Source organism: Clostridium niameyense (assembly GCF_001243045.1).
In the GTDB taxonomy this organism is placed as follows: Bacteria; Bacillota; Clostridia; order Clostridiales; family Clostridiaceae; genus Clostridium_F; species Clostridium_F niameyense.
In genome coordinates this window covers 2,271,816-2,284,349 of record NZ_LN849007.1, presented here as the reverse complement: position 1 = coordinate 2,284,349, position 12,534 = coordinate 2,271,816, and the positions used below count along the sequence as shown (strand labels likewise).

Annotated in this window: 16 protein-coding genes; all 16 read left to right on the top strand. The window is 28.6% G+C overall.

Features of this window, described 5'->3' with window-relative positions:
• Positions 1-4 precede the first annotated feature (4 nt).
• The 16 genes from BN1711_RS11715 to BN1711_RS11640 all read left to right on the top strand — a co-directional run bounded on the left by BN1711_RS11715 (position 5) and on the right by BN1711_RS11640 (position 12,528).
• Complete coding sequence (locus BN1711_RS11715; RefSeq protein ID WP_050608326.1) at positions 5-457, top strand: low molecular weight protein arginine phosphatase; 453 nt, start codon at positions 5-7, stop codon at positions 455-457.
• A 51-nt stretch (positions 458-508) separates the two neighbouring features.
• Positions 509-958, top strand: a complete 450-nt coding sequence (rpiB, locus tag BN1711_RS11710; protein WP_050608325.1) for a ribose 5-phosphate isomerase B — start codon at positions 509-511, stop codon at positions 956-958.
• A gap of 17 nt (positions 959-975) precedes the next feature.
• Positions 976-1,605: a uracil phosphoribosyltransferase gene (upp, locus tag BN1711_RS11705; RefSeq protein ID WP_050608324.1), complete on the top strand. Its 630-nt coding sequence runs from the start codon at positions 976-978 to the stop codon at positions 1,603-1,605.
• Between the two features lie 150 nt (positions 1,606-1,755).
• Positions 1,756-2,244, top strand: coding sequence for a deoxycytidylate deaminase (locus BN1711_RS11700; protein WP_050608323.1), 489 nt, complete (start codon positions 1,756-1,758; stop codon positions 2,242-2,244).
• 32 nt (positions 2,245-2,276) lie between these two features.
• Positions 2,277-3,311, top strand: coding sequence for an MraY family glycosyltransferase (locus tag BN1711_RS11695; RefSeq protein WP_050608322.1), 1,035 nt, complete (start codon positions 2,277-2,279; stop codon positions 3,309-3,311).
• Positions 3,312-3,325: 14 nt separating this feature from the next.
• On the top strand, positions 3,326-4,483 hold the full coding sequence (gene wecB / locus BN1711_RS11690; RefSeq protein WP_050608321.1) for a non-hydrolyzing UDP-N-acetylglucosamine 2-epimerase: 1,158 nt from the start codon (positions 3,326-3,328) through the stop codon (positions 4,481-4,483).
• Positions 4,484-5,008: 525 nt separating this feature from the next.
• The gene (locus tag BN1711_RS11685) at positions 5,009-5,374 is read left to right on the top strand and encodes an ATP synthase subunit I (protein WP_050608320.1); all 366 of its coding nucleotides are present in this window, start codon (positions 5,009-5,011) and stop codon (positions 5,372-5,374) included.
• A gap of 13 nt (positions 5,375-5,387) precedes the next feature.
• The gene (locus tag BN1711_RS11680) at positions 5,388-6,068 is read left to right on the top strand and encodes a F0F1 ATP synthase subunit A (protein WP_050608319.1); all 681 of its coding nucleotides are present in this window, start codon (positions 5,388-5,390) and stop codon (positions 6,066-6,068) included.
• Between the two features lie 24 nt (positions 6,069-6,092).
• On the top strand, positions 6,093-6,338 hold the full coding sequence (gene atpE, locus BN1711_RS11675; RefSeq protein ID WP_050608318.1) for an ATP synthase F0 subunit C: 246 nt from the start codon (positions 6,093-6,095) through the stop codon (positions 6,336-6,338).
• 46 nt (positions 6,339-6,384) lie between these two features.
• Positions 6,385-6,864, top strand: a complete 480-nt coding sequence (locus tag BN1711_RS11670; RefSeq protein WP_050608317.1) for a F0F1 ATP synthase subunit B — start codon at positions 6,385-6,387, stop codon at positions 6,862-6,864.
• 1 nt (position 6,865) lies between these two features.
• Positions 6,866-7,402 carry a F0F1 ATP synthase subunit delta gene (locus tag BN1711_RS11665; RefSeq protein ID WP_050608316.1) on the top strand — a complete coding sequence of 179 codons (537 nt, stop codon included), beginning with the start codon at positions 6,866-6,868 and terminating at the stop codon, positions 7,400-7,402.
• A gap of 17 nt (positions 7,403-7,419) precedes the next feature.
• The gene (atpA, locus tag BN1711_RS11660) at positions 7,420-8,934 is read left to right on the top strand and encodes a F0F1 ATP synthase subunit alpha (RefSeq protein WP_050608315.1); all 1,515 of its coding nucleotides are present in this window, start codon (positions 7,420-7,422) and stop codon (positions 8,932-8,934) included.
• Positions 8,935-8,954: 20 nt separating this feature from the next.
• Positions 8,955-9,803 (top strand): ATP synthase F1 subunit gamma, encoded by an 849-nt coding sequence (gene atpG, locus BN1711_RS11655; protein WP_050608314.1) that lies wholly within the window; start codon positions 8,955-8,957, stop codon positions 9,801-9,803.
• Between the two features lie 16 nt (positions 9,804-9,819).
• Positions 9,820-11,220 (top strand): F0F1 ATP synthase subunit beta, encoded by a 1,401-nt coding sequence (gene atpD / locus BN1711_RS11650; RefSeq protein WP_050608313.1) that lies wholly within the window; start codon positions 9,820-9,822, stop codon positions 11,218-11,220.
• A 36-nt stretch (positions 11,221-11,256) separates the two neighbouring features.
• Positions 11,257-11,658, top strand: a complete 402-nt coding sequence (locus tag BN1711_RS11645) for a F0F1 ATP synthase subunit epsilon (RefSeq protein WP_050608312.1) — start codon at positions 11,257-11,259, stop codon at positions 11,656-11,658.
• 168 nt (positions 11,659-11,826) lie between these two features.
• Positions 11,827-12,528 (top strand): YwmB family TATA-box binding protein, encoded by a 702-nt coding sequence (locus BN1711_RS11640; RefSeq protein ID WP_050608311.1) that lies wholly within the window; start codon positions 11,827-11,829, stop codon positions 12,526-12,528.
• Positions 12,529-12,534 lie beyond the last annotated feature (6 nt).

Here is a 12,534-nt window from a genome sequence, read left to right as displayed (position 1 = left end):
GCTAATGAATATATTGTTTATTTGTACAGGTAATACTTGCAGAAGTTGTATGGCAGAAGCTATATTTAATTCTTTAAGTGATGATAGTGATATTATAGCAAATTCAGCTGGTTTAGCTGTTGTACCAGGAAGTGTTACTTCAGATAATACTTGTACAATTGTCAAGGAAAAAAATGGAGTAGATTTAAGTAACAGAGAAGCTGTACAATTGACAGAAGATATGATAGAAGAAGCTGACTTAATACTAACAATGACTTATTCTATGAAAGATTTATTGATAAATTTACTAATGGGAGACAGTAATAGAATTTTTTGTATTAATGAATATGTAGGATTAGAAGGGGAAATTTTAGACCCATATGGTGGGGATATTGACGTATATGAACAAACCTATGACCAATTAAAAAATAATATTATATTGTTATTAAAAAAAATAAAAGAAGATATACATAATTAGTTTTATATGGTATCTTCTTTTTTTGTAGATAAATAATTTGGAGGTGCTTTAATGAAAATAGCATTAGGTAGTGACCATGCAGGGTTACCATTAAAAAAACAAATAATAAATCACTTAAAAGAAAAGGGAATAGAGTTAGAGGACTTTGGTACATATTCAGGAGAATCATGTGATTATCCAGATTATGCAATGAAAGTAGCTGAAAATGTAGCTGCTAAAGAATATGACTTTGGTATATTAATATGTGGTACAGGTATAGGCATAAGTATAGCAGCTAATAAAGTACCAGGAATAAGGGCAGCTTTATGTAGCGATACTTTTAGTGCTCATGCTTGTAGGCAACATAATAATGCTAACATATTAGCAATAGGACAAAGAGTTGTTGGATTAGGCTTAGCATTAGACATAGTAGATACTTTCTTAAATGCAAAATTTGAAGAAGGTAGGCATCAAAAAAGGATAGATAAAATTACTGAAATTGAAAAGAAATACAATAGATAATTTGGGAGGAATAATAAATGAGTAAAGTAACACAAATAGGACATCCTTTAATACTTCATAAACTATCTCTAATAAGAGATAAAAATACGGGATCAAAAGACTTCAGAGAGCTTGTAGAGGAAGTAGCTATGCTTATGGCATATGAGGTTACAAGGGATTTACAGTTAGAAGATGTTGAGATTGAAACACCAATATGCATAACAAAATCTAAAATGCTTTCAGGAAAAAAGGTAGCAATTGTTCCAATATTAAGAGCAGGTCTTGGAATGGTTGGTGGAATGACTAAATTAATTCCAGCAGCTAAGGTTGGACATATAGGACTTTATAGAGATGAAGAAACATTAAAGCCAGTAGAATATTTCTGTAAGTTACCTCAAGATATAGAAGAAAGAGATGTTATAGTTACAGATCCTATGCTTGCAACTGGCGGATCTGCTAAAGATGCTATAACATTATTAAAGCAAAAAGGAGCCAAAAATATAAGATTAATGTGTCTTATAGCTGCTCCAGAAGGCGTAGAAGAAGTTCAAAATGCTCATCCAGATGTAGACATATACTTAGCTAACTTAGATGAAAAACTTGATGAGAATGGATACATAGTTCCAGGTTTGGGAGATGCAGGAGATAGACTATACGGAACAAAATAGAAAATATAAGACGAAGAAATTTTAAATTTCTCCGTCTTTATTTTTATTATTTATAAAATATATTATGCTAATACTTTCAATTATTTGATTTTTATTATAGAATAAAATGGAGTTAGGCTTTATAAAGGATAATGTAAGTAAGGAGGAATTATGGTTAGAATAGATAAGAATAACTATTACTTAGATATATGTGAAACGGTTTTAGAGCGAGGAACTTGCCTTAGAAGAAATTTTGCTGCGATAATAGTTAAAAATGATGAAATAATATCTACAGGATATACAGGAGCACCAAGAGGAAGAACAAATTGTTGTGATATAGGTGTTTGTAAACGGGAACAATTAAATGTACCAAGAGGAACTAGGTATGAACTTTGTAGATCTGTTCATGCAGAACAAAATGCTATTATATCTGCAAGAAGGCAAGATATGATAGGAGCTTATTTATACTTAGTTGGAAAGGAACATAATAGTGGGGAATATGTAAAAAATTCTGCACCTTGTTCTTTATGTAAAAGATTTATAATTAATGCAGGAATAGATAAAGTAGTTATAAGGGATACGAAAAAAGATTTTAGAATTATAGAAGTAGAAGAATGGATAAAAAATGATGATTCACTTAACGGAGAAGATTCTTATTAATAATAGTCATACTATTTAAGGGGAGTTTTACTATGAATTTAAAGTTGTACATTATAGGAGCAGTAACAGCAGTAATTTTATCAGTTTTATTAACTCCTATGATAAGAAAATTTGCGTTTTATATAAAGGTAGTTGACATACCTAAGGATAAAAGAAAAATACATAAAAAGCCCATACCTTTACTTGGAGGATTAGCTATATATATATCCTTTGTAATATCTTTAATATTAAAAAAAGGAGCTCTAACATTAGAAGAAGTAGGTATAATTTTAGGCTCAACAGTTATAGTCATTGGAGGATTTATAGATGATAAATATAATTTATCCCCTATAAAAAAAATAATATTTCAATTGAGTTCAGCTATTTGTCTTATAGTGTTTGGTTTAAAAATAAAATTTATAACTAACCCATTTTACTCGTCTATTTTATATGTGGATTTAAAATTTTTATCTATACCAATCACTATAGTTTGGGTTATAGGTATTACTAATGCATTAAATCTTATAGATGGATTGGATGGATTAGCAGCAGGAGTAGCATTAATTTCTTCTATTACTATGTTTGTAATATCTATACTAAATAGTAGATGGGAAGCAGCAATTTTAACCAGTATATTAAGTGGAGCTATTTTAGGATTTTTGCCTTATAATTTCAATCCTGCATCTATATTTATGGGGGATACAGGATCACAGCTATTAGGATTTCTTCTATCTGCTATATCTATAGAAGGTGCTATTAAGTCTGCTACGGCGTTTGCAGTAGTTGTACCTATATTAGCTTTAGGATTACCTATATATGATACATTATTTGCTATGATTAGAAGAAAAATAAATGGTAAACCAATAATGCAAGCAGATAGAGGGCATCTACACCATAGACTTTTAGATATGGGATTAAACCAAAAACAAGTAGTTATAATTATGTATTTTATAAGTGCAATTTTAGGAAGTTTTGCTATATTAGCTATGCAAATTAGTAATCAAAAAGCATACTTTTTATTAGCTGTTGTAATGACAATAATTATCTTAGCGGCATGGAAATGTGGATTTTTTAGCCATAAAGAATAATGGAGGGAATATATATGGAAATAATAAAAACTATTACCATATTTGGTACTAGGCCAGAAGCCATAAAAATGGCGCCCCTAGTTAAAGAACTAAATAAAAGGGGTAATATAGATAATAAGGTTTGTGTAACAGCACAACACAGGGAAATGTTGGATCAGGTATTAGATTTATTTAATATAGATACGGATTATGACCTTAATATTATGAAAAAAAAGCAAAGTTTAACGGGAATAACCATAAATGTTCTTGAAGGATTAGAAGAAGTATTTCAAAGAGAGAAACCAGATTTAGTATTAGTTCATGGAGATACTACAACTACTTTTGCTGGAGCTTTAGCTGCTTTTTATCAAAAAATAAAAGTAGGTCATGTAGAAGCAGGACTTAGAACATTTGATAAGTATTTTCCATTTCCAGAAGAAATGAATAGAAAACTTACAACAGGTATCTCAGATTTAAATTTTGCTCCTACTATAGGTTCTAAAAATAACCTATTAAAGGAGGGGGTAGATGAAGAAAGCATATTTATAACTGGTAATACAGTTATTGATGCTATGGAGTTTACAGTAGAGAATAACTATGTATTTGATAATGATGAGCTTAATACCATAGACTATAATAATAAAAAGGTTATTATGGTTACAGCTCATAGAAGAGAAAATTGGGGCAAAGGCATAGAGAATATATGTAACGCATTAAAAAGAATAGTTGAGGAGAATGAAGATGTAGAGATAGTATACTTAGTTCATTTGAATCCGGTAGTTAGAGATGTAGTTTATAAAATATTAGGGAATGTAAAAAGAGTACATCTTTTAGATCCTTTAGATACAAAGCAAACTCATAATTTAATGAATAAGTGCTATATGGTTATGACGGATTCAGGTGGACTTCAGGAGGAAGCTCCACATTTAGGAAAGCCTGTATTAGTGCTAAGAAATGTCACAGAAAGACCGGAAGCTATAAAAGTGGGTACAGTTAAATTGACAGGCACAAATGTAAATAATATATTAACATTGGCTAATGAACTAATAAAAAATAAAGAAAGTTATAATCTTATGAGTAAAGCAATAAATCCGTATGGAGATGGAAAAGCCTCAGAACGAATAGTTGATAGTATAGAATATTATTTTAAAAAACGATCTGAAAAACCTAATGAATTTAATTATAAATACTAATTTGTTATAAATAATTTAATAACATATGGTTAAAATAAAGAGTAATATAAATATTTTATTTATATTACTCTTTTTATAAAAATAATTTTTAAAAATTTATAAAGTTTTTTGCATAAATTAAAAAAATAATTTCATTATTTTTTTTGGATTTGGTTAATTATGTTATATTCTATTTAACAATTCATAAAATTATTTTATATAAAATTATTTTAATCTGCTAAAAAACTTAAAATAACTATAAATTAATAGAAAAAAATTTTAAATATTTCCATATTAATATTAAATTGAAGGCAAAAATCAGAATGTTTAGTATAATCCAACTAAAGAATAATTCTATTTAATATAATCTTAATATAAAGAAAATCATACATAACGTTAGTTATAATTACATATAAAAAATTATATTAAGTAAACTAAGGTAAATGGCTATAAATGGCTTTAAATAGACTAATTTTGAATTTCACTTATATAAGCTTTGATACTATAATAAGTTATCAAAAACATGACTCCGGAGGAATTGATGTAATGAAAGATTTTAAAGAAATGCTTTCTAAGATTTTTATATTAAATTTATTTTTAGGTGTTTTTATATTTTTACTTATTAAATCAATCTTTAAAGTTCAGTTGGGAACTTACTTCTTAATAGGGTTAGTAGTAGCTACAGTTAATTTATTTATAAACTCTATTGGAACTAAATTGGCTATGGAAAAAGAAAAAAGATCATATTTAACCTTATTAAGTTTTGTACTAAGAGTTTCTTTGGTATTATTATCTGTTGTAGTTGTATGTAAAAGTAATTTTCAAAATGTAATATTTCTTCTTTTAGGTTATAGTTTAAACTTTATATCTATAACTATATATGGTATAGGCCTAGGTAGAAATAAGGCATAAAGGAAGTGATAATTTGGAAAGTTTTTCTCCGTTATTTTATTTGAATTTGTTTGGTTATAAATTAGGAGTTACAGAAGCTATAGTAACTCAATGGGTTATTATAATAGCTGTCTTAGTACTTAGTATAATATTTACGCGAAATCTGACTAAGATACCAAATAAGAAACAAACAATAATGGAAATGATGTTACAAGTAGTAAAAAATTTAATAGATGAAAATATGGGAAATAGCTTTAGGGTATTTGGTCCATTTGTTTCTGCAATGATGATATATATACTTTTGATGAACTTAGTTGGATTAATAGGTATAAGGCCCCCTACAATGGATTATAGTGTAACTTTAGCTATGGCACTTATTTCTTTTGTGGTTATACAAGGTTATGCAATAAAAAAATTAGGGGTTGGTAATTATTTTTTTGGTTATGGTAAACCATATTTGTTTTTAGCACCATTTAATATCATAGAAAGGGTAATGTTACCAGTTTCTTTAAGTTTAAGATTGTTTGGAAATATGACCGCAGCAGTTATGATAATGGATTTGATTTATTCAGGTCTAGCTAAAATTAATTTGGCAGCACAGTTAGTAATTCCAATACCATTTCATATGTATTTTGATTTGTTTGATGGAACTATTCAAATGGTTATATTTGTTATGTTAACTATGATTAATATAAAAATCGTATGTGAAGAATAATTATTATTTAAGGAGGAGATTTATATGACAGTAGATCCAAAATCATTTATATCAGGAATGGCAGCTTTAGGTGCAGGAATTGCAGCTTTAGGATGTATAGGAGCCGGAATAGGTACAGGAAATGCTACAGGAAAGGCAGTAGAAGGTGTTTCAAGGCAACCTGAAGCCAGTGGAAAAATAATGAGTACGCTTATTATAGGTAGTGCATTCTCAGAGGCAACAGCAATATATGCTTTAATAATTGCATTCTTACTAATTAGGTCAATATAGGAAATGGAAGCCTATAAAGTTTAAGTAGGAAGGGAGGCTTCTTTTAATGGAAATAAGCATTCCACAAGTTGTTTTTAATATAATAAATTTTATAATTTTATTATTTATTGTAAAACATTTTTGGTATGACAAAATAAATTCTGTAGTAGAAAATAGGCAAAATCAAATTATAGATAAAATAAAGAATGCAGAAGAAAATGAAAGAAGAGCTATAGAGTTAAAAGAGGAAAATGAATTAGCCTTGTCAACTGCAAAAAAACAAGGAAAAGTAATGGTAGAAGATTATAAAACAAAAGCTGAAAAAATATATGATGAAATAATCAAAGAGGCTCATGAAGAGGCTCAAAGAATAATAGAAAGATCTAGATTAGAAGCTGAAAGAGAAAAACAAAAAGCAGAAGAAGAAGTTAAAAATCAAGCTATACAACTTTCTATAGCTATGTCCTCAAAAATATTAAAGAAAGCAATAGATGAAAAAGAACATAGGGAACTTATAAATGATTTTATAAGTAAGGTAGGTATGTAATATGTATGAGTATTTAGATAAAAGGTATGCTTTGGCACTTTATGAAGTTGCAGAAGAAAAAAATAAAGTAGAACAGTATATAAAAGAGTTAAAAGATATAGTTTATATGATAAATACTAATAAGAATATTAGAGAAATTATAAAGCATCCAGAAATAAGTACTTCTAAGAAAAAGAACATATTTGTAGATATTTTTAAGGATAAAATAGATAAAGAACTCTTATCATTTTTATTGGTTCTTATAGAGGAAAATAGAATTCTCTATTTAGAACAAAAACTCAAGGAAATGGAAAAGATATACTTAGATAAGAGGAATATGATTTCAGCGAAAGTGAAAACTGCTGTACCCCTTTTAGAAGAAGAGAAAAAACAACTTATAGATAAATTACAAAAGCGATACAACAAAAATATAGTTTTGCATGAAGAGATAGATAAATCAATTATAGGTGGGGTTTATGTAAGAATTGGTGATGATGTTATAGATAATACTATAAAGACCAAATTACAAGATATGAAAAAAGTTATGATTAAAGGATAGTATAGGTGGTGAGATAGATGAATATAAAGCCAGAGGAAATAACATCAATTATAAAAAAAAGAATAGAACAATTTGATACATCTTTAGAAACGATAGATTCTGGAACTATAATTCAAATAGGTGATGGTATAGCAAGAGTTTATGGATTAGACGATTGTATGGAAGGGGAACTTATAGAATTCCCCAATAATGTATATGCTATGGCACTTAACTTAGAACAAGATAACGTAGGCTGCGTTTTACTAGGACCAGAAGAGGGGATTAAAGAAGGAGATGTAGTTAAGAGAACAGGAAAGGTAGTAGAAGTTCCTGTAGGTGATGCTTTAATAGGAAGAGTAGTTAATTCATTAGGTTCTCCATTAGATGGAAAAGGTAGTATATTAACAAATGAAACAAGACCAGTAGAAACAAAAGCGCCGGGAGTTATTGACAGACAGTCTGTAAAGGAACCCCTTCAAACAGGAATAAAGGCTATTGATTCTATGATACCAATAGGTAAAGGTCAAAGAGAATTAATAATTGGCGATAGGCAAACAGGAAAAACTGCCATAGCTATTGATACAATACTTAATCAAAAGGGAAAAGATGTTATATGTATATATGTAGCAATAGGACAAAAACAATCTACAGTAGCACATATATATAATGATTTAATTAAAATGGGAGCTATGGATTATACTATAATAGTTTCTTCAACAGCATCAGATTCAGCTCCGCTTCAATATTTAGCACCTTACTCAGGATGTAGTATTGGAGAGTACTTCATGTATAAGGGCAAGGATGTTTTAATAGTATATGATGATTTATCAAAACATGCGGTAGCTTATAGAACTATGTCATTGCTTCTTAGAAGACCACCAGGAAGAGAAGCTTATCCTGGGGATGTATTTTATCTTCACTCTAGATTATTAGAAAGATCAGCAAGATTATCTGATAAATTAGGAGGAGGATCATTGACGGCTCTTCCTATAGTAGAAACTCTAGCAGGAGATGTTACAGCATACATACCAACTAATGTTATATCTATTACTGATGGTCAAATATTCTTAGAATCAGAATTGTTTAACTCAGGACAAAGACCAGCCGTTAATGCAGGTATATCTGTATCTAGAGTAGGTGGAAATGCACAAATTAAGGCTATGAAACAGGTAACAGGAACGCTTAGATTAGAACTTGCACAATATAGAGAATTGGCTGCTTTTTCACAATTTGGATCAGACTTAGATAAAGAATCGAGAAAAAGATTAGAAAAAGGTAAGAGATTAGTTGAGATACTAAAGCAACCCCAATACAAACCTATACCTGTAGAAGAAGAAATAATAATTCTTTATGCAGCTGTAAATAATTATTTAAATGATATACCTATAAATAAAATATCCCAATTTGAAAAAGAATTATTAGAGTATGTAGATACTCATCATAGGGATGTAAAAAAAGAAATATTACAATATAAAAAACTTACAGATGAGATTACAGAAAAAATTAATAAAGTCATTTCAGAATTTAAAAAGATATTTTTAAATAATATGTAATATTTCTAAGGAGGTAAGGTATGGCAGCGTCAGGGCTTATTGGAATAAGAAGAAGAATAAAATCTGTAACGAATATAAGAAAAATAACAAAGGCTATGGGGCTCGTAGCTACTGCTAAACTTAGAAAAGCAAGAGTAAATCTAGAAGTAAATAGAAAATATTATAATGCTTATAGAGAAAGTATGGATACTATAGTTAATTCTATGGATGAAAAGAGTATTTATATTAATGGTAATAATAGTGAATATAAGTTATATGTCATACTTACATCTGATTCAGGATTATGTGGTAGCTTTAATATGAATGTTATAAATAGATCAGTAGATGAAATAAAAAAAGATAAAGAAAAATCTAAAATTATAGTAGTAGGTCAAAGAGGAAGAAATTATTTAAAAAGATTAAAGATTAATACTTTAGCTGAATATGTGGAAATACCAGACGTACCAACTTTAAAAGAAGCTAGAATTATAGAAGAACATATATTAAAGTTATATAATTCTAAAGAAGTTGGTGAAGTATACATTGTGTATTCTGAATTTTATTCACCAGTTAAGCAGGAAATAAAGATAGAAAAACTACTTCCATTTAATAGAGGTGAAGTTGATTCTAATAAGTATATAGAATTTAATCCTCAATCTGATAAATTATTAGAAATAGTAACAGAAAATTATATAAAAGGTAGTATCTTAAATTTTTTACTTAATTCAAAGGCTAGTGAGATAGGTTCTAGAATGACAGCTATGAATGGAGCTACAGATAATGCTAATGATTTATTAAGTAATTTAAATTTGAAATTCAATAGATTGAGACAAAGCGCTATAACTCAAGAAATATCAGAAATTGTTGGTGGAGCAGAAGCTCAAAGATAAGTGGAGGTGAGATGTTGTGTCAGAAAACATTGGAGAAGTAATTCAAATAATAGGTCCGGTTATTGACATAAGATTCAATTCTGAAAATCTTCCAAACATATATAATGCGTTAGAGATAAATGCTGGAGATAAGATAATTATTGCAGAAGTTGAACAACATGTTGGAGATGACATAGTAAGAGCTATAGCTATGGAAAATACTGAAGGACTAACAAGAGGAATGAAGGTTTTAGATAAAGGAAGACCAGTTTCAGTACCAGTAGGTAAGGAAGTCTTAGGAAGATTATTTAATGTTTTAGGTCAGCCAATAGACGGAGAAGGAAATATAAATACGGATAAGGAATATACAATTCATAGACCAGCACCAACTTTTGAAGAACAATCTGTAGAACCGGAGATTTTTGAAACGGGTATAAAAGTAATAGATTTATTAGCTCCCTATGAAAAAGGTGGTAAGATAGGATTATTTGGTGGCGCAGGAGTAGGAAAAACCGTATTAATACAAGAATTAATAAATAACATAGCTAAAGAACATGGAGCACTTTCTGTATTTACAGGAGTGGGTGAGAGAACTAGAGAAGGAAATGACCTATATTATGAAATGAAGGATTCGGGTGTTATAGATAAGACTGCGTTAGTATTTGGTCAAATGAATGAACCACCAGGAGCTAGAATGAGGGTAGCTCTTACAGGTCTTACTATGGCGGAATACTTTAGAGATCAAGGCCAAGATGTATTATTGTTTATAGATAATATATTTAGATTTACACAAGCGGGTTCAGAAGTATCTGCGCTTTTAGGAAGAATTCCAAGTGCTGTTGGATATCAGCCAACCTTAGCTACAGAAATGGGAGCTCTCCAAGAAAGAATAACATCTACTAAACATGGTGCAATAACATCAGTTCAAGCAGTTTATGTTCCAGCAGATGACTTAACGGATCCAGCACCAGCTACTACATTTACTCATTTGGATGCTACAACAGTTCTATCTAGATCTATAGCAGAATTAGGTATATATCCAGCAGTAGATCCATTAGAATCTTCATCCAGAATGTTAGATCCTAGGATAATAGGTGAAGAACACTATAATGTAGCTATAAAAGTTAAAAATATATTAGAGAGATATAGAGAACTTCAAGATATAATAACAATTTTAGGTGTAGATGAATTATCTGAAGAAGATAAGTTAGTAGTAAGTAGAGCTAGAAGAATTCAAAGATTTTTATCACAACCTTTTACTGTAGCAGAACAATTTACAGGTATGCAAGGAAAATATGTTCCTATTAAAGAAACAGTTAGGGGATTTAAAGAAATATTAGAAGGAAAATACGATGATATACCAGAAGCAGCATTTTTATTTCAAGGCACTATAGACGAAGTATTAAAGAAAGCAGACGAAATGAAAAATCAAGAGTAATTTTACTCATACTTATTTATAAAAAGGAGACTAAATATGAGAGATAGTATAGAACTAACTATATTTACTCCTGAAAAGAATATAAAAATAGGAGAAGTAAAGGAAATAATAATTAAAAGTGAAGATGGTAGTCTAGCTATATTACCTAATCACGTACCTATGATTGCTGATTTAAAACCTACAGTTACTAAATTTATAGATGTTAATGATCAAAAGAAAAACATATTTACATCTACCGGCATAATAAGATTTATAGAAAATAAGGCGAACATAATATGTGATGCTAGCGAATGGCCTCAAGATATAGATTTGAAAAGGGCACAAGATGCTAAAGAAAGGGCAGAAAAAAGACTTAGTGAAAAACAATCTAGTACAGATATAGCTAGAGCAGAGTTAGCATTAGTTAGAGCCATAGCTAGAATTAAAGCAAAGCATTAAAGGATTATATAGACTCTTATTTTAATATTTAAATTAGTTTAGATATTAAAATAAGAGTTTTTTTATGGAAAAAATCACATTTTTTTATTTAATTTATATATTAATAATATACATCTAGAATATAATTTGTAAAATATGTAAAGAATCTAAAGAGGAGGGGGATAAAAAATGAACGTATTGAAAAATAAGTATTTTAAAATGATCTTTCCTTTAGTGTTTATATTGTTTTTACTATTTAAAAATTGTTGCTATGCAACAAACAAACAGGACTTATTTAATAAAATAAAAATGGAAACTAATAGTTCACTAGTAGAAAAGGGTTGTACTATAAAATTTAGTACAAGTTTCGATGATAAAAGGATAATTAAAGATATAACAGATTGTATTATTTTGTGTAATATAAAGGATATTAAGCTACAATGTGATGGGAATTATTACTGTATAACTATGTGTAATAAAGAAATTGAGGGAAATATTTATATTAATAAAGAGTCATCAAATAATTTGGTTGAAATAAAAATTACTAGTTTAAAAGATAGTAGTAATTTTAAAAATATAAAAAATAGTTTAGAAAAATATATAAAAAATATAGATAATGATAAGGTTATATATGAATATTGTAAATTAAAAACTTCTGATAAATCTATATCAAAAACTAATGAAGGTATTTTGAATATTTTAAAAAATTGTAAGGCTAAAAATATAGAAACAGTGAAACTAAACAGTGGGTATAGTACCATATGTTATACAGGAAATTATAAGCCTATTGTAAGCAATGGAAAAGCTATAGATTTTAATTATTCTGTATGTAGATATAATTCAGGTAATTATATAATAATTGGTACTCCACAGATAAACATAACATATTAGCAATAA

What these genes read in the sequence shown, in the direction of transcription:
- BN1711_RS11715 (WP_050608326.1), top strand. Translation starts at nt 5, where the DNA reads ATGAATATATTGTTTATTTGTACAGGTAATACTTGCAGAAGTTGTATG.
- rpiB (WP_050608325.1), top strand. Translation starts at nt 509, where the DNA reads ATGAAAATAGCATTAGGTAGTGACCATGCAGGGTTACCATTAAAAAAA.
- upp (WP_050608324.1), top strand. Translation starts at nt 976, where the DNA reads ATGAGTAAAGTAACACAAATAGGACATCCTTTAATACTTCATAAACTA.
- BN1711_RS11700 (WP_050608323.1), top strand. Translation starts at nt 1,756, where the DNA reads ATGGTTAGAATAGATAAGAATAACTATTACTTAGATATATGTGAAACG.
- BN1711_RS11695 (WP_050608322.1), top strand. Translation starts at nt 2,277, where the DNA reads ATGAATTTAAAGTTGTACATTATAGGAGCAGTAACAGCAGTAATTTTA.
- wecB (WP_050608321.1), top strand. Translation starts at nt 3,326, where the DNA reads ATGGAAATAATAAAAACTATTACCATATTTGGTACTAGGCCAGAAGCC.
- BN1711_RS11685 (WP_050608320.1), top strand. Translation starts at nt 5,009, where the DNA reads ATGAAAGATTTTAAAGAAATGCTTTCTAAGATTTTTATATTAAATTTA.
- atpE (WP_050608318.1), top strand. Translation starts at nt 6,093, where the DNA reads ATGACAGTAGATCCAAAATCATTTATATCAGGAATGGCAGCTTTAGGT.
- BN1711_RS11670 (WP_050608317.1), top strand. Translation starts at nt 6,385, where the DNA reads ATGGAAATAAGCATTCCACAAGTTGTTTTTAATATAATAAATTTTATA.
- BN1711_RS11665 (WP_050608316.1), top strand. Translation starts at nt 6,866, where the DNA reads ATGTATGAGTATTTAGATAAAAGGTATGCTTTGGCACTTTATGAAGTT.
- atpA (WP_050608315.1), top strand. Translation starts at nt 7,420, where the DNA reads ATGAATATAAAGCCAGAGGAAATAACATCAATTATAAAAAAAAGAATA.
- atpG (WP_050608314.1), top strand. Translation starts at nt 8,955, where the DNA reads ATGGCAGCGTCAGGGCTTATTGGAATAAGAAGAAGAATAAAATCTGTA.
- BN1711_RS11645 (WP_050608312.1), top strand. Translation starts at nt 11,257, where the DNA reads ATGAGAGATAGTATAGAACTAACTATATTTACTCCTGAAAAGAATATA.
- BN1711_RS11640 (WP_050608311.1), top strand. Translation starts at nt 11,827, where the DNA reads ATGAACGTATTGAAAAATAAGTATTTTAAAATGATCTTTCCTTTAGTG.